Below are 18,164 nucleotides of genomic sequence, written 5' to 3'. Positions count from 1 at the left end.
ATGGCAACCGAAGTTCTGGTGCCCACGCTGGGCGAATCGATCACCGAGGCGACCGTTGGCGAGTGGCTGAAGCAGCCGGGCGACAAGGTCGCAGCGGACGAGCCGATTGCGAGCCTCGAGACCGACAAGGTCTCGGTCGAGGTTCCCTCGCCCGTCGCGGGCGTTATGGGCGAACACGCGGTCAAGGTCGGCGACACCGTCGAGGTTGGCGCGCTGCTGGCAACCGTCGACGCCGGCGGCTCGGCACCGGCGCAGGCGAGCGCACCGCAGCCCGCAGTGACGCAGTCGCCGGCTGGTTCGCCCTCCCCCTCCCCGTCGCAGGGTGACGCTGCGCCGGTCTCGGGCGGCTACGGCAACCACGGCGCCGCACCTGTTGGGGGCGACGGCCCTGCCGCGCTCTCGCCTTCGGTGCGTCGCGCGGTGCTGGAACACGGCGTCGATCCATCGACGATCAAGGGCACCGGCAAGGACGGTCGCATCACCAAGGAAGACGTTGCCACCGCGGCCTCGTCCAAGCCTGCGGCGTCGGCCGCTCCTGCTGCGGCAGCCACAGCTCCCGCGGCTGCGTCGGGGCGCAAGGAAGAGCGGGTGAAGATGACCCGCCTGCGCCAGACGATCGCCAAGCGGTTGAAGGAAGCGCAGAACACCGCCGCGATGCTGACGACGTTCAACGACGTCGACATGACCGCGGTGATCGAGGCGCGCGCGAAGTACAAGGACCTGTTCGAGAAGAAGCACGGCGTCCGCCTGGGCTTCATGGGCTTCTTCGTGAAGGCCGCGACAATGGCCTTGAAGGACATTCCCAGCGTCAACGCCTCGATCGAGGGTGACGAGATCGTCTACCACGATTACGCCGACATCTCGGTCGCGGTGTCGTCGCCGGGCGGCCTCGTCGTGCCCGTCATCCGCGATGCGCAGGACCTGTCGGTCGCGGGCATCGAGAAGACGATCGGCGACTTCGGCCGCCGCGCCAAGGACGGCACGCTCAAGATGGACGAGATGCGTGGCGGCACGTTCACCATCTCCAACGGCGGTGTGTTCGGCAGCCTCATGTCAACCCCGATCATCAACCCCCCCAGTCGGCAGTACTGGGCCTCCACCGCATCGAGGATCGCCCGGTAGTGGTGAACGGCCAGGTCGTGGTACGCCCGATGATGTACTTGGCGCTCAGCTACGACCACCGCCTGATCGACGGTCGCGAGGCAGTGACCTTCCTGGTCGCGCTCAAGAACGCGATCGAGGACCCGACTCGCATCCTGATCGACCTGTAATCATATAAAGCGTCACCTCGGCCGCGGCCGGGGTCTCGTGCCTCGGGGCGCATCGCTCCTGCCGCGCGAGACGCCAATCCGAAGCTGGCCTGATGCCCGGGAGAAGTACGATGGCTGAATACGATTATGATGTGCTGGTGATCGGTGCCGGCCCCGGCGGCTACGTCGCCGCGATCCGCGCGGCGCAGCTCGGGCTCAAGACCGCGTGTGCGGAAAGTCGCGAGACGCTGGGCGGGACCTGCCTCAACGTCGGGTGCATTCCGTCGAAGGCGCTGCTCCACGCATCCGAATATTTCGACGCCGCGGCAAACGGCGCGATGGCGAAGATGGGCATCAAGGTGACGCCCGAGCTCGATCTTGACGCAATGCACGGCCAGCGTCGCGATGCGGTCAAGCAGCTGACCGGCGGCATCGAGTTCCTCTTCAAGAAGAACAAGGTGACATGGCTGAAGGGCCGCGCCGCGTTCGAGGACGCGCACACCGTCACCGTCGCCGACCAGAAGGTAACCGCGAAGAACATCGTTATTGCGACCGGCTCTACCGTCACCCCACTGCCGGGTGTGGAGATCGATCAGAAGGTGATCGTCGACTCGACCGGCGCGCTTGAGCTGCCCAAGGTGCCCGAGCACATGGTGGTGATCGGCGGCGGCGTGATCGGGCTCGAGCTCGGCAGCGTGTGGCGCCGGCTGGGCGCCAAGGTTACCTGCGTCGAGTTCCTCGACCAGATCCTGCCCGGCTTCGACGGCGACATCCGCAAGGAGTCGAACAAGATCTTCAAGAAGCAGGGCATCGAGTTCAAGCTCGGTACCAAGGTGACCGGCATCACGTCGGACGGGACCACCGCCACGCTGACGCTGGAGCCTGCCGCGGGCGGCGAGACGACGACGCTGACCGCCGACTGCGTGCTCGTCTCGATCGGCCGCCGTGCGAACACCGACGGGCTCGCGCTCGATAAGATCGGGCTGTCGCCGAACGGGCGCGGTCAGGTCGAGACCGACCATGACTTCCGCACCTCGGTCAACGGCGTGTGGGCGATCGGCGACGTGATCCCGGGTCCGATGCTCGCGCACAAGGCCGAGGATGAAGGTATTGCGGTGGCGGAGAACATCGCCGGGCAGCACGGCATCGTAAATCACGACGTGATCCCGAGCGTTGTTTACACCTGGCCCGAGATCGCGGGCGTCGGCCTGACCGAGGAGCTCGCGCGCGAGCAGGGCGAGGTCAAGGTCGGCAAGTTCCCGATGATGGCGAACAGCCGCGCCAAGACCAACCACGAGCCCGACGGCTTCGTGAAGATCATCGCCGACGCCAAGACTGACCGCGTCGTCGGCGTATGGGCAATCGCCTCGGTCGCGGGCACGATGATCGCGCAGGCGGCGCAGGCGATGGAGTTCGGCGCGACGAGCGAGGACATCGCCTACACCTGCCACGCGCACCCGACCCATTCGGAAGCCATCAAGGAAGCCGCGATGGCGGTGACGGGCAAGCCGATCCACATTTGATCGGCATCCGGGCCAAGTCATGCAGACGGCGGCGGTGCAGCGATGCGTCGCCGCCGTCTGCATGTCCGTGACCGAAGTTTAACCCGGTCATCACTGGCGCGACAGCGGCACAGGTGCATCAGTGATGACCTAACAAGGAGAGACACCGTGAAGCACACAGCGATCGTTCTTGCACTCGCCACCTCTGCGCTCCTGACCACTGCTCCGGCCGAAGCAAAGGGCTGTCTGAAGGGTGCTGCAGTCGGCGGGGTCGGCGGGCATTTCGTTGGCAAGGGTCACGGCGTTGCCGGTGCCGCGATCGGCTGCGCCGTCGGTCATCACCGCGCCAAGGTCGCATCGCGCAAGCAGGCGGCGCAGGCGCACCGCAGCTGAGCCCGGCATTTGGGGGGGGCGGCGCGTATCTGCCCGTCCCCACCCTTGCCTGTTCGCGTCTTGAGTCGCATGACCATCATAGGCCGTAGCCATTCTGGCTGCGGTCATGAGGCACCTCGACGATGAAGATCAGCGCACGCAACCAGTTCTCGGGCACGATCACCGCGATCAATCCGGGCGCCGTCAACGGCACGATCAAGGTCGACATCGGCGGCGGCAACGTCGTCACCTCCTCGATCACCGAGGAAGCGATCGCTGAGCTAGGTCTTGTGGTCGGCGACAGCGTGACGGTGCTGGTTAAGGCGAGCGACGTCCTGATCGGCAAGTGACGCGCCACGCGCTCGAACAGCGCTGGCTGACGTTGACGCGCGAGACGATGCCCGCGCTTTCCGCGTCACGTGGCTGGCCGGTGCGCAACGACCATTGCTTTCAGCGTATCCTGCTCGACACCGCGGTCGGTGGCGTGTGGTACGCGGCGATCCCGAAGCGCCCCGCCTACGCCCATGCCGACACCGCGTTGCTGACCAGCGCAGTCGAACTGGGCGAGGCGGTGATCGCAGGCGAAGCCGATTTGGTAATACTCAACCGCCAGTCGCTGGCATGGCGGGGCAAGAAGATCGGCTGACCCGGTCACGAAGCTGCCGTCCGATAACTTCGTGCGACTTCGCACCGCCCAGATCCGGCGCTCACATGGTTCGCGCGCGCCGCCGCGTTTTTCTGCGGCGCCGCGTAGCCCTGTCGGCGTTGCGTGCAACCAACGATGCTTCAGCCTGAGCAACGTCGTGCATCCGCGTTCAACGCAGAAGCAAGCTCACGGGACCAGCCTTTGAGCGAACAACAGGTGCGCCCGCAATCATCCGGTCACGCGGGCGCTGGCGATGGCGGATTGCAGTTGGTCGATCGGCAGCGCGCCTGTCAGCACCTGCTCGCCGACAACCCAGCTCGGCGTACCGGTGATCCCCAGTTTGGCCGCGGTTTCCAGATTCTCGCGGATCGTCGCATCGGCGTCGTCAGGCAGCTTCGACAAATCGACTCCGCTCGAGCGCGCTGCTGAGGCAATCGTTGTGTCGCTGACCGGCCCGGCGGCGTAAAGCGCATCATGGAAGGGCTTGAACTTGTTCTGCCTCGCCGCGGCGAGCGCGGCGCGAGCAGCAACGCGGCTCTCCGCCGACAGCACCGGCAGTTCCTTGAACACGATCCGCAGCTTCGGATCCTGATCGACCAGCTTCTGCAACACCGGCAGCGTGGCGCGGCAGAAGCCGCAATTGTAGTCGTAATATTCGACCAGCGTCACGTCGCCCTTGGGGTTGCCGATCCACGCGCCCGCATACGGCTCCTGTATCGCACCGCGGCTCGCCGCCACAGCCCGCGCGGCATCGCGCTCCTGCAGCTTCTGCATCGCCTGCGGGATCAGCTCGGGATTGGCGAGCACATAGTCGCGCACGACACGCTCGACGCGCGCCTTGTCCGCGCTACCCAGGTCAGACGGCGCGACTCGGTCAGCCAGGAACATGCTCCCCGCACCGCACGCCGCACCCAGCGCCACCATCCCCAACAGCGTCGCCCGATTCATTTCCGCTTCTTCTTGCCCTTGTCGATCACGTCCTGCGACGTCATCGAGATATCCTGCGCGCGGATCCAGTCGGGTGAGTTCTTCGGCAATCCCGCCAGCGCCATGCGCGCACGCACTGCGGCGGTAGCGGTGTCGCCGGTGAGGCTTGCCTGCTCTGCTCCGGCGAGCGCCGCGCGGGCTTCGTCGCCGGTCAATTCGTACACGGTGCCGAGCTGGAACCACGCGAACGGATTCTCGTCATCGCGCTGCACCGCGATGCGCAGCACACGCTTTGCCTCATCGTAATTGGCAGGGTTCTCGGTCGCGATCAGCGCATGACCGTAGGTCGTGCCGATCAGCGGATTGCTGCGCGTCCCCTCGTATGCGGCGCGTAAGAGGACCAGCGCGTCCTTGGGGCGCCCCGCCTCCAGCATGATCTGCCCAACGATTTCCTGGAAGTACGGGTCGTCGGGCTTGGCCTTGATCAACGCCGCGGCCTCGGCATCGGCTTTGTCGGGGTAGCCGGCCTTATGGTACGCATAGGCGCGCGCATAATGCGCGTAGAGCGACTGGTCGCTGTCGGGATATTGGTTGAGCGTCTGCTTGGGATCGGAAACGTAGCCCAGCAGCTTCGCCTTCACGCGGCGAAACCGTTCCTGCAAGGCGGGGTCGATCGGCTTGTCGTAGAAGGGCGATTCTTTCACATCGCCTTCCAGCGTGGCGATGCGCGTGCCCGACAGTGGGTGCGACTGCATGAACGGATCGATGTTGCCCGTCCCGTAGCGATATTCCTGCTGCTGCAAGACCTTGAAGAAGGTCAGCATGCCCTTGGCGGAGATGCCGGCGATCTTCAGATACTTGATCGCGCTCGCATCCGCGGTCGCTTCCTGCGTGCGGGTAAACGCGAGGTAATGCCCCATCGCGGCCTGCTGCCCCGCGGCCATCACGCCCATGCCAGCCGCACCGCCGCCCGCCGCCGCGGTAGCAAGCCCGAGCACCATCGACAGCAGGTACATCGCCATCGCGGGCTTCTGCCCCGCATCGGCGTTGGCGACATGGCCATCGGCGATGTGTCCCAGTTCGTGCGCGATCACGCCCTGCACCTGGTTCACGTTGTCCGCGGCCTCGATCAACCCCGAGTGGATGTAGACCGTCTGCCCACCGACGACGAAGGCGTTGATCGACCCGTCGTTGACCAGCGCGAACTGCACGTCGTTGGGGCGCAACCCGGCCGCGGTGACGATCGGTGCCGACATGTCGTGGAACAGCGACTCGGTTTCGGCATCGCGCAGCAACGATTGTGCTTGCACCGGCGCGGCTGAGAGCATCGCAGCACCCGCCAGCAACGTGACCAGACGCCGGATCACTGCGCGCTGCCCGCGCGACCAGGAATCTGAGATGTCGGTAAACGCATCGGCGTCAACATAACGCCGACCGGCGCGGGATCATAGCAGCGCATCGCCCGGACGCTTGCCGCAGCGGCGCTGAACCGCTGCTGAAGCATCCGGGCGACGTGCCTTGCTCAACGCTTGATCAATTGCCGAACGTACGCTGCCACCAGCCCCGACGCGGAGACGCGTCGCCGTCCGATGCAGGCTGTGCATCATCGCTCGACGGTCCGGCGTCGGCCGTGACCGGCGACTCATCCGCCGATGCCGACGTGTCGGCCTGCGGCACTGCCTCGACCTCGACAGGCGCGGCATCGGCCTTCTTGCGGCGTGTGCGCTTCGGCTTGGCCGGTGCCGCCTCTTCCACAGCGTCGGGCGCAGGCAGGCCGTCGATGACCGGCCCGGCGTCGCCCGCCTCGACGGTCGGCGCGTCCGCCTTCTTGCGGCGTGTCCGCTTGGGCTTGGCAGGCGCTTCCACTGACGCCGGCGCAGCGTCGGCCGCTGGCGCTTCCTCGGCCGACGTGGGCGCAGCCTCCACCTCGGCAATGACCGGTGCCTCGGGCGTCGCGTCCGCCGCGCGTGCGCGTGGACGACGACGTGTCTTCGGCTTGGCCGCAGGCTCGGGCGCCGGCTCAGCCTCGGCAACCGGTTCCTCGATCACCGGCTCGGACGATGCTTCAACCGGAGCCTGCTCCTCAGTCGCAGGCTCAGCCACCGCCTCGCTTACGGCCTGCGTCTCGACCGATGCACCACCCTGCCCGTCACGACGACGACCGCGGCGGTTACGACGACGACGACGGCCGTTGCCCTCACCGCGTTCCTCGCGCGCACCATCGTCCGCCTCGTCGACACTTGTCGTCTCGTCCGCAGCATCTGCATCGTCAGAGTCCGCTTCGACCACCTCACCCGCTTCATCGGCGTGCGACTCATCGCCCTCGCCGCGGCCGCGGTTGCGGCGTCCGCGCCGGCGGCGCTTGCGACGACCACCCTCACGATCCTCAGAATCGCGCTCGCGCTGGCCGCGCTCTGCGGGCGCTTCCTCCTCGACTGCCTCTTCTTCCTCCTCGACCTCGTACTCGTCCTCCAGGTCTTCATCGACCTCGATCATCGGCGCGTCGAACTTGGGCGCGTAGGCGGGCGGCGGACCGGCGGCCTCGACCGACATGCGCGCGCCTTCCTCCTCTCCATCCGCCAGGATGTCGACCTGCACGCCGTAGCGATCCTCGATCTCGGCGATATCGCCGCGCTTGCGGTTTAAGACGTAGAATGCCGCTTCCTGGCTGCAGCGCAGCGTCAAATGCGAGCCACGCCCGCGCGCCGCCTCGTCCTCGATCAAGCGTAGTGCGGACAGACCCGCCGAGGATGCGGTACGGACCAGGCCGGTACCCTCACAGTGCGGACACTGGCGCGTCGACGCTTCGAGCACCCCGGTGCGCAGCCGCTGGCGGCTCATCTCCATCAGCCCGAACGAGGAGATGCGACCAACCTGGATGCGCGCGCGATCGTTCTTGAGCGCCTCCTTCATCGCCTTCTCGACCTTACGGACGTTCGATCCGTGGTCCATGTCGATGAAGTCGATGACGACGAGGCCGGCCATGTCGCGCAGGCGCAGCTGGCGCGCGATCTCCTGCGCCGCCTCGAGGTTGGTCGCGGTCGCGGTCTGCTCGATATTGTGCTCGCGGGTCGAGCGGCCCGAGTTGATGTCGATCGAGACCAGCGCCTCGGTCGGGTTGATGACGAGGTAGCCGCCCGACTTCAGCTGCACGACCGGATGGTACATCGCGGCGAGCTGATCCTCGACGCCCGCGCGCTGATAGAGCGGAATCGGGTCGCTGTAATGCTTCACCTTCTTGGCATGCGTCGGCATCAGCAGGCGCATGAAGTCTTTCGCCTGCCGATAGCCCTCGTCGCCCTCGACGATTACCTCGTCGATGTCCTTGTTGTAGATGTCGCGGATCGCCCGCTTCATCAGGTCGCTGTCGCCGTAGACGAGCGCCGGAGCCGACGACGACAAGGTCTTGTCGCGAATTTCGTCCCACAGCCGTGCGAGATAGTCGAAGTCGCGCTTGATCTCGGTCTTGGTGCGCTGGAGCCCGGCGGTGCGTACTATGCAGCCCATCGACGACGGCAACTCGAGGTCGGCCATGATCGCCTTTAAGCGCTTGCGATCGCCCGCGTTCGAAATCTTGCGGCTGATACCGCCACCGTGCGACGTGTTGGGCATCAGCACGCAATAACGGCCGGCAAGGCTCAGATAGGTGGTCAGCGCCGCACCCTTGTTGCCGCGCTCTTCCTTGACGACCTGTACCAGCAGCACCTGACGCCTGCGGATCACGTCCTGGATCTTGTAGCGGCGGCGCAGGTTCATGCGGCGTTGGCGCAACGCCTCCACCTGGTCGTCACCGTTCGAGCGGCGACCCTTGCGGCGGCCACCGCCATTATCCGACGAACTCTCGGCATCGTCGCCGGCATCGTCGATATGGTCATCGTGCGCGTCGTCATCGTCGCCGTGATCGTCGTCGTGCCCGTGATCCATGTCATGCGCGTCATCGTCGTGATGCGCGTCGTCGTCCTCGTCGAAGCCGGCATCCTCCGCGTCAAGCTCGGCGCGAAGCTTGGCTTCCTCCGCAGCGTGCTCGGCCTCTTCGCGCAACAGCGCGTCGCGATCTTCCTTCGGAATTTGGTAATAGTCGGGATGAATTTCGGAGAAGGCGAGAAAGCCGTGCCGGTTGCCGCCGTAATCGACGAACGCCGCCTGCAGCGACGGCTCGACGCGCGTCACCTTGGCGAGGTAGATATTTCCCTTGAGCTGCTTGCGCTCCGCACTCTCGAAATCGAATTCTTCGATCCGGTTACCCTTGACGACGGCGACCCGGGTCTCCTCCCGGTGGCGTGCGTCGATCAGCATACGCGTGGTCATTGAATGTTCTCCGCGCGCTGGGCCGTCCGGCTAGCGGTGCGCCCGCGCGATAATGGGTCGCGCGCCGCGGATGATCGGGCGCGCACGATGTTGCAGAAAATGCCTTCGTCCGCCGTGCAATCCCGGGCGCCTGATGGCCGGGAAACGCCGCGCCCGCTCCGCCGGCTGAGGCCGGGCGGAACAGCGAACGGGCGAGATGCAACATGCGGACGTCAACCTGATGGCCCTGATGCCGGCGGGTAGCCGGTCGAGCGGTGTCACCGGAGCCTGTTCGTGCGAATGCACTCCTCCGGTTACGCCCTGACTAGCATCGGTTAAGCCAGTCATCAACTACCGGTTCTCGCAGGGCAGCGGCAACATCTTGCCGGCAAAACGTGCCAAACGGCGCATTAACCCCGCTACGCAACCCGGATTTGAGACCCGGAGCGTAGGCTTCGCCTCAAGTCAAAGGGTTGCGTAACATGGCTTTTCACTGGACGAACAGGCGATGGTCGCGGCATGGACGCCGCGTGTCGATCGTGCTCGCGTTGCTGTTGGGCGTGTTTGCCGGGGCGCCGGGCTGGGCCGCCACCGTCGAGCGGATCGACGTGTCCGACGACAAGGTAGTGATCCGCTTCGACGACGCGGTCGCTGCCGCCTCCAGCTTCCTGCTTGCCGAGCCGCAGCGGATCGCAGTCGACATCGACGGCGCACGTCCCGGCTCGACCAACGGCGAGCGCCACGGTGCGGTCACCGCGATACGTCAGGGAGTACGCGGAGTAAGCGGCGCACGCGTCGTGCTAGACCTCGCTGAACCGATGATCGTCGATCAGGGCGGATTCGACGACGATGCGCGCGAGCTGACGCTCCACCTGCGTCCGGTCGCCGCACGCCAGTTCGCCACCGCAAGCTCGGGCGCCCCGCTAAGCTGGACCGGACGCATGCTGCCGCTCTCCCGCCCCGCGACCTACACCGTGTCGCAGGCGGTACCGCCCGCACGCCGCGAACTGCCGATGCCCAAGGTTCGCGGCGATGCCGGGAGACCATTGGTGGTTATCGACGCCGGGCACGGCGGGCACGATCCCGGCTCGATCTCGCCCGACGGACAGCTGCGCGAGAAGGACCTGACGCTCAAGATGGCGCTGGCGGTGCGCGATGCGCTGATGAAATCGGGCCGCGTTCGTGTCGCCTTGACGCGCAGCGATGACCGCTTCCTCGTGCTCCGCGAACGCTACGGCGTCGCACGGCGTTTGAAGGCCGACCTGTTCATCTCGATCCACTGCGACAGCGCGCTATCGACCGAGGCATCGGGGGCGACGGCCTACACCCTTTCAGAAGTCGCCTCGGACAAGGAAGCCGCACGGCTGGCGGCGCGCGAGAACAAGGTCGACATCATCAACGGCGTCGACCTCGACCGCAACCCGGACGTGTCCTCGATTCTGATCGACCTGACGCAGCGTGAGACGATGAACGCCTCAGCCGGGTTCGCTCGCCTGCTCGGGCGCGAGGCGCAGCCGCTGATGGCGATCAAGCCGAACTTCCACCGCATGGCCTCCTTGATGGTGCTGAAAGCGCCCGACACGCCGTCGATCCTGCTTGAGGCGGGATACATCTCGAACCTGAACGATTCGACCTTTCTCGCCAGCGACGAAGGGCGGGCGAATGTCGCCGAAAGCGTGCGCCGCGCGGTTGAGATCTATTTCGCGCGCCGGCTCGCGCTGCGCTGACCTGGCGCAGGTCGAACGGCCGCAACGCTTTCGCGCGGCGCGGAACGTGCTAAACGCGCGAGCCATATGGCTTCTTCCCCACCGGAAACGATGACAGTCGGGCAGCGCATGGGCCGGATCGGCAGCGCGTTGGGCGGTTTGTGGCGTCGGCGGCTGGTGCGGTGGATCGCCGCGCTGGTGGCATTGCTGCTCGTCGCAATCGGTGCGTTCTGGCTGATCTTCGCGCGGGACCTGCCCTCGGTAGACAAGCTGAAGGCATATGAGCCGCCGCTGCCGACCAACGTCCGCGGTATCGACGGTGCACCGATCTATTCCTATGCGCGGGAACGGCGCGTGCAGCTGTCGTTTGCCGAATATCCGCCGTTGCTGATCCGCGCGTTTCTCGCCGCCGAAGACAAAAGCTTTTTCGAGCATCACGGTGTCGACATTCCCGGCCTAGCGGGCGCGGTGGTCGATTATGCGAGCAAATTGGGGACCGGCCAGCGCGCGCGCGGCGGCTCAACGATTACGCAGCAGGTGGCGAAGAACCTGCTGATCGGAAATGCCTATTCGCCGACGCGCAAGGTGCGCGAGGCGATCCTGGCCTACCGCATCGAGCAGACGCTGTCGAAGCAGCAGATCCTCGAGCTCTACCTCAACCAGATCTTCCTTGGGCGTAATGCGTATGGCGTCGAGGCAGCGAGCCATGCCTATTTCGACAAGGAATTGCCCGAACTGACGCTCGCGCAGATGGCGTATCTGGCGATCCTGCCAAAGGGTCCGGCGAACTACGATCCTTTCCGTGACACCGATCGCGCGCTCGCACGGCGCAGCTACGTGCTGCGTGAAATGGCGCGCAACGGTTTCGTCACCGAAGCGCAGGCACGTGCCGCCGATGCCGAGCCGATCGGCGCGATCCGGCGGCGCACTCCGAAGTTCGAGCGCGTCGGCGGCTATTTCGTCGAAGAGGTCCGCCGGCAGTTGATCGACAAGTTCGGCGAGAATGCGGATGCCGGACCGTACAGCGTCTATTCGGGCGGACTATGGGTGCGCACCTCGCTCGACCCGCAAGTACAGCGCTACGCCGCCGATGCGCTCCGCGAGGGTCTGCTGCGCTACGAAAGCGGACGCGGCTGGTCGGGACCGCTGCGCCACGTCGATCTGGACGATCCGGTACAGTGGCAGGGCGCATTGCTCGGCACCAACATCATGCTCGACTACAAGGACTGGCGCGCCGGCATCGTCTTCGCGCGCGACAGTGGCGCGCTGTCGCTGGGCTTTGCCGACGGACGAACGGGTGCGCTGCCGCGCGTGAATGCACAGATGCCCGCGCGCGGTACCGGCACCCCCGCCTTCGGCCAGATCAAGGTCGGCGACATCATTGCGGTCGCCCCATCGGGCGGATCGTTCAGCCTGCGCAGCGTGCCGCGCATCTCCGGCGGCTTCGTCGTGCAGGAGCCCTCGAGCGGGCGTATCCTCGCCATGCAGGGCGGCTTCGACGCCAGCGTGCAGGCGTTCAACCGCGCGACACAGGCCTATCGCCAGCCCGGATCGACGATCAAGCCGATCGTCTATTCCGCCGCGCTGGAACACGGCATGACACCTGCCTCGATCATCGTCGACGGCCCGTTCTGCGTCTATCAGGGTGCGCGGCTGGGGCAGAAGTGCTTCCGCAACTTCGGCAATTCGCGCGGTGCGGGGCCGCACACGATGCGCTGGGGCATCGAACAGTCGCGTAACCTGATGACGGTCCGCGCCGCCGCGCAGACCGGCATGAAGAACGTCGTCGCGCTGATGAAGAAGATGCAGATCGGCGATTTCGCACCCTACCTCAGTTATTCGCTGGGCGCGGGCGAGACCACGGTCGAGCACATGGTCAACGCGTACGGCGTACTCGCCAATCAGGGCCAGTGGCACGATCCGTCGCTGATCGACTTCGTGCAGGACCGCCACGGTCAGGTGATCTGGCCGGCCAATTGGCGCGCGTGCGACGGCTGCAACGCGGCCCGCTGGAACGGTCGCGCGATGCCGCGGCCGGTCGTGCAGGGGCGTCAGATCGTCGATGCGATGACCGCCTATCAGATGGTGCACATCACCGAGGGCGTCGTGCAGCGCGGCACCGCGACCGCGCTGCGCGATCTCGGCCGTCCAATGTTCGGAAAGACCGGCACCAACACCGGCCCGACCGATGTGTGGTTCATCGGCGGCACCCCGCAAATGGTTGGCGGTCTCTACATTGGTTATGACACACCGCGCGGGCTCGGTGGCTATGCGCAGGGCGGCACGCTCGCGGTGCCGATCTTCAAGCAATTTGCGGTGAAGGCGTATGAGAACCTGCCGGTGGTCGCCTTCCGTGCGCCGCCCGGCATCCGACTGGTGCGGATCGATCGTGGCTCCGGTCGCCCGGTCTTCGGTCCTTGGCCGAACGACGACGATCCCAAGTCGAGCGTGATCTGGGAAGCGTTCAAGCCGCAGAGTGAGGCCCGTCGACCACGCCGCTACGCGCCGACGTCCGCGCCGACCATGGCTGCGCCCGCCGCACCCAGCGCGCAGCCGACCGCGCGCGACGGCGACTTCCTCCAGCGGCAGGGCGGCATCTACTAGCGCACGCCTGACCCCACCCTACATCTGCCCTGCCCCTGCATCCGCCGTTGCCGTTTGGTGACGCGCGGCCTAGATCGCAGGCTGATTGTTGATCCGCCACGAAGCGGACCGCCGGGCGTCTCGACCACGCGCCAACCGGCGTCGAGGCGTTTGGAGAAGAGTTTATGCGCGCCGAAGCGCAAGCCCATGTCGACACCATCAACGAGGCGCTGGCGCTGCTGCGTCGCTTCCTTGACTGGGACCGCGCGCTGCGCCGGCTCGACGAGCTGAATGCGCGGGTCGAGGACCCGACCTTGTGGGAGAACCCCAAGGCGGCGCAGGATGTGATGCGTGAGCGTCGCCGCTTAGACGAGGCGATCACCGCGACCCGCGACATTCAGCGCGAGATGGCCGACACTGCCGAGCTGGTCGAGATGGCCGAGGCGGAGGGCGACGCCGAGATGGCGGACGAGGGCACGCTGGCGCTCAAGACGCTGGCGCAGCGCGCACAAGGCGACAAGATCAAGGCGCTGCTGGCCGGCGAGGCCGACGGCAACGACAGCTACGTCGAGATCAATGCCGGCGCGGGCGGTACCGAGAGCCAGGATTGGGCCGAGATGCTCCAGCGCATGTACACGCGTTGGGCGGAACGCCGCGGCATGAAGGTCGAGCTGATCGACTATCACGCGGGCGAACAGGCCGGGATCAAGTCCGCGACGCTGCTTCTGAAGGGCGAGAACGCATACGGCTATGCCAAGACCGAGAGCGGCGTGCACCGGCTGGTGCGGATCAGCCCGTACGACAGCTCGGCCAGGCGCCACACCAGCTTCTCGAGCGTCTGGGTCTATCCCGTGATCGATGATTCGATCGACATCGAGATCAACGACAGCGAGCTGCGCATCGACACCTATCGCGCCTCAGGTGCGGGCGGGCAGCACATCAACACGACCGACTCGGCGGTGCGCATCACCCATCTGCCCACCGGCATCGTCGTCGCGTGCCAGAACCAGCGCAGCCAGCACAAGAACAAGGCGGAAGCGTACAACCAGCTGCGTGCGCGGCTGTACGAGCATGAACTGCGAAAGCGCGAGGAGGAAGCGAACGCGGTCAATGCGACCAAGACCGATATTGGCTGGGGCCACCAGATCCGCTCCTATGTGCTGCAACCCTATCAGTTGGTAAAGGACCTGCGCACCGGCGTGACGTCGACGTCGCCAGGCGACGTGCTCGACGGCGAGCTCGACGACTTCATGGCCGCGGCGCTGTCGCAGCGCGTGACCGGCGAACAGGTCGAGGTGGAGGACGTCGATTGATCCACGCGCGTGCCGCGCTGTTGTTGCTCGCCGTCGTCGCTCTCGGCGGATGCGACGGGTCGCAGCCGCTGATCCGGCATGCGCCCAAACAGCCCGGCCCCTTTCCCGCCGCCGATCGTCCGGTCGCCAACATCGTTTCCGCGCGCTGGTCAAACGAGGAGGATCGCGACCGGTTGAACGAAGCCAGCGCGGTGATGGACGGCGCGCGGATCCGGCCGGGCATGACTGTCGCGGACATCGGTGCGGGTGAAGGATATTACACCATTCGACTGGCGTCGCGCGTCGGCAAGGACGGTCGTGTACTCGCCGAGGATATCTTCCCGGCGGTGCGTGACGCACTGGCCGAACGCGTCGCGCGACAGCGGCTGGAGAATGTCAGCGTCCGGCTGGGACGCCCGGCCGACCCACGACTCCCGACCGACAGCTTCGACCGCGTGCTGATGGTGCATATGTATCATGAAATCGCACAACCCTATGAGTTCCTGTGGCGGATGCGCCCGGCCTTGCGCCGCGACGGCTTGGTCGTGGTGGTCGACGCCAATCGCAGCACGCCCAATCACGGCACGCCCCCTGCATTGCTCCGCTGCGAATTCGAGGCAGTCGGCTACCGGCAGGTAAGCTTCGACAACATGCCGTCCGCCGGCGGCTATCTTGCGACCTTCCAGCCTCAAGGCCCGCGCCCCGAACCAGCGGCGATCAAGCCGTGCCGGTTGTCGTCATAGTAAACCGTCCGCCCGGAAACTCGTCCAGCCGCCGGGTGCGATGACATAATGGTCGAGCAGCCGTACGCCGATCGTCTCCAAGGTCCCCAATAGGTTGCGGGTGAAACGCAGGTCCTCACGGCTGGGACGATGATCGCCGCGGGGATGGTTGTGCGCCAGCAGGACACCTGCGGCGTTGAGCGCCAGGACGTCGGACACGATCAGCCGCATCGACACGTCGACGCTCTCACGGCGATCCGACATGAAATGCCGCGCGCCGACCTGCACCCCCGAGCGGCTGAGATAGAGCGTGATCGCCACTTCGCGCGGCAGTCGTGCGAGCGAGCCGAACAATGGCGGCGGGAGGACAGCGGCGTCGGGTGGCCGGTCAGCCATCCGTCGATGCTAGGGTAAGGCAGCATCGATGACCTGCTCGGCTTGATCCGAAACGGAGGCACGATCACGTCACTCTGTATCCGTGGCTCAGATACGACAACGGCCGCGACGCTGGTGCACCGCGGCCGTTCGGCAGCTTCAAGGACGTAAGATAGCGCTAGTTGAAGCGGCCAACGCGCTGGATCGCGCTGTTGACGAGGGTGCGATCGGCTTCGGCATTGTGCTGCTGGGCGATGACGCGACCCGCAGCGGCGGTGGCGGCGGCCACGACGGTGGCGCGCACCTCGTCGATCGCAGCACGCTCGGCGGCGGCGATCTTGTCCTCGGCCATGCGCGTGCGACGCTCCATCAACGCCTCGGTATCAGCCTTTGCCTTGCTGACGATCTGCGCCGCCTCGTGGTGCGCATTCTCGCGCATCTTGGCAGCATCGGCCTCGGCGGAGCGTGCACGTGTCGCATATTCGTCCCGCAGCGCCTCGGCTTCGCGGCGCAGCTGCGCGGCCTCATTGAGCTGGTGGCGGATCTCGCCGATCCGCTTGTCGAGCATCGCGCCGATCGTCGTCGGCACCTTCCAGATCACCGCGGCGATCAGCACGACCAGCGCAGCAAGACCGACCCAACCAGTGTCGTTGAAGCCCAGTGCGGTCGGGGCGGCGACATGCTCGGCACCGCCCGGCGCGGACACGTTGCCGACCAGACCGCTGCCGTTCTGCACGTCAGCAGTCTGCAGCGATTGCTCGTGCGTTGCCTCGGACAGATTGTCGACCGCGGGCGCGGTTGCGGCATTAGACATTGTGAAGCTCCCGGCGGACGGCGGCGTGTGCCACGTCGGGCGAAACGGTCACGCCCGCTACCTTGGCGACGAGTTCCTGCACCGTCTCCGCGGCGAGATCCTGCACCTTGACCATGGCCGCGGCCTTAGCGTTGCCGATCGCGAGATCGTGGTGCGCGATGCGCTCGTTCAACTGCTCGTCGACCGCGTGGAGCTGCGCCTCGGCCGATTGCGCCGCACGCGACTTTGCCACAGCGACCTCGGCCTGCGCGGCGGCGCGCGCCGCATCCATGTCGGCCTGCCACGCCGCCTCGGTCGTCGTTGCCTCGGCGCGGGTGCGCTCGGCGGCGGCGAGGTCTTCGGCGATCTGACGCTCGCGCAGGTCCATCACGCCCGTGACCCTGGGCACCATCATCTTGCCGATCCCGAAATACAGGATGCCGAAGGTGATGAGCAGCCAGAAGATCTGGGACGCGTAGGTTGCGGCGATCTGACTGATTTGAGGCATGGCGGTCCGTTCAGGACCCGCCGAACGGCATGATGCCGCGCGGCGGGTGGGTAATCAGGCGACGAACACCAGGATGATCATCGTCACGAAAGCGAGCAGGCCGAGAAGCTCGGCACCCGCGAAGCCGATGAACAGACGACCCTGCTGACCGTCGGCCGCACCCGGATTGCGCAGCGCGCCCTCAAGGAAGGCGGCGAACACGTTGCCCACGCCCAGGGCGGCGATGCCCATGCCGATTGCAGCGAGACCGGCACCGAGCAGCTTGGCGGCGTTTGCGTCCATTTTAAAATACTCCCAGTTCAATTCAGATGGTGGATCGAAAAAGTCACGAAAGTCACACCCCTACGCACATGCGCGCGCGAGGACATTCCAGGAAATCAGTGCAGGTTCACCGCATCGTTCAGGTAAACGCTGGTGAGCAGCGCGAAGACGTAAGCCTGGATCGCCGCGACCAACAGTTCGAGCAAGGTGATGCCGAGCATCAGCACGAAGCTAGGCAGCGATACGATCGCAACATAGCCCGGCCCGAGGTTAATACCGTTGATCACGAACGCCGCCAGCACCTTGAGCAGGATGTGCCCGGCAGTCATCGCGACGAACAGTCGCAGGCCGAGGCTGAACGGGCGGACGAGGAAGCTCATCAGTTCGACCACGAAAATCAGCGGGATCATGATGACCGGCGTGCCGTGCGGCACGAACAGGCTGAAGAAGTGGAAGCCGTGGCGACCGAAGCCGACGATCAGCACGATGGAGAAGCTGATGATCGCGAGCACGCCCGTGACGGTCAGGTGGCTCGTCACGGTAAAGGGGTGCCAGCCCGGCACGATGCCGACCGGCATCAGCCCGAGGATGTTCGCGAACAGGATGAACATGAACAGCGAGAAGACGTAGGGGACGAAACGCTTGCCCTCCGGCCCGATGTTCGACGTCAGCATGTTCTGCACGAACCCGGTGAAACCCTCCACCGACGCCTGCCAGCGCCCGGGCACCAGCTCGCGCTTCATGCCGCCGAGCATGAACAGCCACAGCGTCACCAGCGTGATGACCATCCAGAGCGCTGAATTGGTGAAGGACAGATCATAGCCCGCCACATTCCAGCGCAGACCGAGCACGGGCTCGATCAGGAACTGGTGCATCGGATCGATCTTGCCGCCTTCTGCCGCCACGTTAGCCCCTTGTACTTCCCACATACGTCAAGCGC

At 65.9% G+C, this 18,164-nt stretch carries 16 protein-coding genes and 1 pseudogene; 9 read left to right on the top strand and 8 right to left on the bottom strand.

All coding sequences use genetic code 11. The annotated features are described in order from the left end of the window. The 5 genes and pseudogenes from odhB to SMN802W_RS0105585 all read left to right on the top strand — a co-directional run bounded on the left by odhB (window position 1) and on the right by SMN802W_RS0105585 (window position 3,770). Window positions 1–1,271, top strand: a pseudogene (gene odhB, locus SMN802W_RS16500) (2-oxoglutarate dehydrogenase complex dihydrolipoyllysine-residue succinyltransferase). A gap of 110 nt (window positions 1,272–1,381) precedes the next feature. Then, complete coding sequence (lpdA, locus tag SMN802W_RS0105600) at window positions 1,382–2,773, top strand: dihydrolipoyl dehydrogenase (RefSeq protein WP_019515916.1); 1,392 nt, start codon at window positions 1,382–1,384, stop codon at window positions 2,771–2,773. Window positions 2,774–2,920: 147 nt separating this feature from the next. Next, the gene (locus SMN802W_RS0105595) at window positions 2,921–3,145 is read left to right on the top strand and encodes a hypothetical protein (RefSeq protein ID WP_019515915.1); all 225 of its coding nucleotides are present in this window, start codon (window positions 2,921–2,923) and stop codon (window positions 3,143–3,145) included. A 122-nt stretch (window positions 3,146–3,267) separates the two neighbouring features. Next, on the top strand, window positions 3,268–3,474 hold the full coding sequence (locus tag SMN802W_RS0105590; protein WP_019515914.1) for a TOBE domain-containing protein: 207 nt from the start codon (window positions 3,268–3,270) through the stop codon (window positions 3,472–3,474). Next, window positions 3,471–3,770, top strand: coding sequence for a hypothetical protein (locus SMN802W_RS0105585; protein WP_019515913.1), 300 nt, complete (start codon window positions 3,471–3,473; stop codon window positions 3,768–3,770). Before SMN802W_RS0105590 ends, SMN802W_RS0105585 begins: the two co-directional genes overlap by 4 nt. Before the next feature lie 228 nt (window positions 3,771–3,998). On the opposite strand, the gene SMN802W_RS0105580 is transcribed toward SMN802W_RS0105585, so the two are convergent. The 3 genes from SMN802W_RS0105580 to SMN802W_RS0105565 all read right to left on the bottom strand — a co-directional run bounded on the left by SMN802W_RS0105580 (window position 3,999) and on the right by SMN802W_RS0105565 (window position 8,993). After that, window positions 3,999–4,718, bottom strand: a complete 720-nt coding sequence (locus tag SMN802W_RS0105580) for a DsbA family protein (RefSeq protein WP_019515912.1) — start codon at window positions 4,716–4,718, stop codon at window positions 3,999–4,001. Beyond that, the gene (locus SMN802W_RS0105575) at window positions 4,715–6,061 is read right to left on the bottom strand and encodes a M48 family metalloprotease (RefSeq protein ID WP_026325790.1); all 1,347 of its coding nucleotides are present in this window, start codon (window positions 6,059–6,061) and stop codon (window positions 4,715–4,717) included. Before SMN802W_RS0105575 ends, SMN802W_RS0105580 begins: the two co-directional genes overlap by 4 nt. A 169-nt stretch (window positions 6,062–6,230) precedes the next feature. Next, window positions 6,231–8,993 carry an Rne/Rng family ribonuclease gene (locus SMN802W_RS0105565; protein WP_019515909.1) on the bottom strand — a complete coding sequence of 921 codons (2,763 nt, stop codon included), beginning with the start codon at window positions 8,991–8,993 and terminating at the stop codon, window positions 6,231–6,233. A gap of 521 nt (window positions 8,994–9,514) precedes the next feature. On the opposite strand from SMN802W_RS0105565, the gene SMN802W_RS0105560 reads away from it, so the two are divergent. The 4 genes from SMN802W_RS0105560 to SMN802W_RS0105545 all read left to right on the top strand — a co-directional run bounded on the left by SMN802W_RS0105560 (window position 9,515) and on the right by SMN802W_RS0105545 (window position 15,308). Further along, the gene (locus SMN802W_RS0105560) at window positions 9,515–10,711 is read left to right on the top strand and encodes an N-acetylmuramoyl-L-alanine amidase (RefSeq protein WP_019515908.1); all 1,197 of its coding nucleotides are present in this window, start codon (window positions 9,515–9,517) and stop codon (window positions 10,709–10,711) included. Between the two features lie 66 nt (window positions 10,712–10,777). Further along, complete coding sequence (locus SMN802W_RS0105555; RefSeq protein WP_026325788.1) at window positions 10,778–13,294, top strand: transglycosylase domain-containing protein; 2,517 nt, start codon at window positions 10,778–10,780, stop codon at window positions 13,292–13,294. A gap of 164 nt (window positions 13,295–13,458) precedes the next feature. Continuing rightward, complete coding sequence (gene prfB, locus SMN802W_RS0105550; protein ID WP_019515906.1) at window positions 13,459–14,586, top strand: peptide chain release factor 2; 1,128 nt, start codon at window positions 13,459–13,461, stop codon at window positions 14,584–14,586. Next, complete coding sequence (locus SMN802W_RS0105545; RefSeq protein WP_019515905.1) at window positions 14,583–15,308, top strand: methyltransferase domain-containing protein; 726 nt, start codon at window positions 14,583–14,585, stop codon at window positions 15,306–15,308. The genes prfB and SMN802W_RS0105545 overlap by 4 nt, the downstream gene beginning before the upstream one ends. On the opposite strand, the gene SMN802W_RS0105540 is transcribed toward SMN802W_RS0105545, so the two are convergent. The 5 genes from SMN802W_RS0105540 to SMN802W_RS0105520 form a co-directional block, all read right to left on the bottom strand. Then, window positions 15,303–15,683, bottom strand: a complete 381-nt coding sequence (locus SMN802W_RS0105540) for a JAB domain-containing protein (protein ID WP_019515904.1) — start codon at window positions 15,681–15,683, stop codon at window positions 15,303–15,305. The genes SMN802W_RS0105545 and SMN802W_RS0105540 overlap by 6 nt on opposite strands. Before the next feature lie 157 nt (window positions 15,684–15,840). Further along, complete coding sequence (locus tag SMN802W_RS0105535; protein WP_019515903.1) at window positions 15,841–16,476, bottom strand: F0F1 ATP synthase subunit B family protein; 636 nt, start codon at window positions 16,474–16,476, stop codon at window positions 15,841–15,843. Continuing rightward, window positions 16,469–16,963 (bottom strand): F0F1 ATP synthase subunit B family protein, encoded by a 495-nt coding sequence (locus SMN802W_RS0105530; protein ID WP_019515902.1) that lies wholly within the window; start codon window positions 16,961–16,963, stop codon window positions 16,469–16,471. Before SMN802W_RS0105530 ends, SMN802W_RS0105535 begins: the two co-directional genes overlap by 8 nt. Before the next feature lie 54 nt (window positions 16,964–17,017). Next, complete coding sequence (locus SMN802W_RS0105525) at window positions 17,018–17,245, bottom strand: F0F1 ATP synthase subunit C (RefSeq protein WP_019515901.1); 228 nt, start codon at window positions 17,243–17,245, stop codon at window positions 17,018–17,020. Between the two features lie 95 nt (window positions 17,246–17,340). Then, entirely contained in the window at window positions 17,341–18,129 is a 789-nt protein-coding gene (locus tag SMN802W_RS0105520) for a F0F1 ATP synthase subunit A (protein WP_019515900.1), read from the bottom strand. Window positions 18,130–18,164: the final 35 nt, after the last annotated feature.

It is taken from the genome of Sphingomonas sp. Mn802worker (assembly GCF_000382485.1).
GTDB lineage: Bacteria > Pseudomonadota > Alphaproteobacteria > Sphingomonadales > Sphingomonadaceae > Sphingomonas.
Note: the sequence above shows the minus strand (reverse complement) of the source record. Positions and strands in the feature narration are given on the sequence as shown.

Bases quoted from the DNA above. Each gene is read 5' to 3' on its own strand.
- lpdA (WP_019515916.1), top strand. From the start codon at position 1,382: ATGGCTGAATACGATTATGATGTGCTGGTGATCGGTGCCGGCCCCGGC.
- SMN802W_RS0105590 (WP_019515914.1), top strand. From the start codon at position 3,268: ATGAAGATCAGCGCACGCAACCAGTTCTCGGGCACGATCACCGCGATC.
- SMN802W_RS0105580 (WP_019515912.1), bottom strand. From the start codon at position 4,718: ATGAATCGGGCGACGCTGTTGGGGATGGTGGCGCTGGGTGCGGCGTGC.
- SMN802W_RS0105565 (WP_019515909.1), bottom strand. From the start codon at position 8,993: ATGCTGATCGACGCACGCCACCGGGAGGAGACCCGGGTCGCCGTCGTC.
- SMN802W_RS0105555 (WP_026325788.1), top strand. From the start codon at position 10,778: ATGGCTTCTTCCCCACCGGAAACGATGACAGTCGGGCAGCGCATGGGC.
- prfB (WP_019515906.1), top strand. From the start codon at position 13,459: ATGCGCGCCGAAGCGCAAGCCCATGTCGACACCATCAACGAGGCGCTG.
- SMN802W_RS0105540 (WP_019515904.1), bottom strand. From the start codon at position 15,683: ATGGCTGACCGGCCACCCGACGCCGCTGTCCTCCCGCCGCCATTGTTC.
- SMN802W_RS0105535 (WP_019515903.1), bottom strand. From the start codon at position 16,476: ATGTCTAATGCCGCAACCGCGCCCGCGGTCGACAATCTGTCCGAGGCA.
- SMN802W_RS0105530 (WP_019515902.1), bottom strand. From the start codon at position 16,963: ATGCCTCAAATCAGTCAGATCGCCGCAACCTACGCGTCCCAGATCTTC.
- SMN802W_RS0105525 (WP_019515901.1), bottom strand. From the start codon at position 17,245: ATGGACGCAAACGCCGCCAAGCTGCTCGGTGCCGGTCTCGCTGCAATC.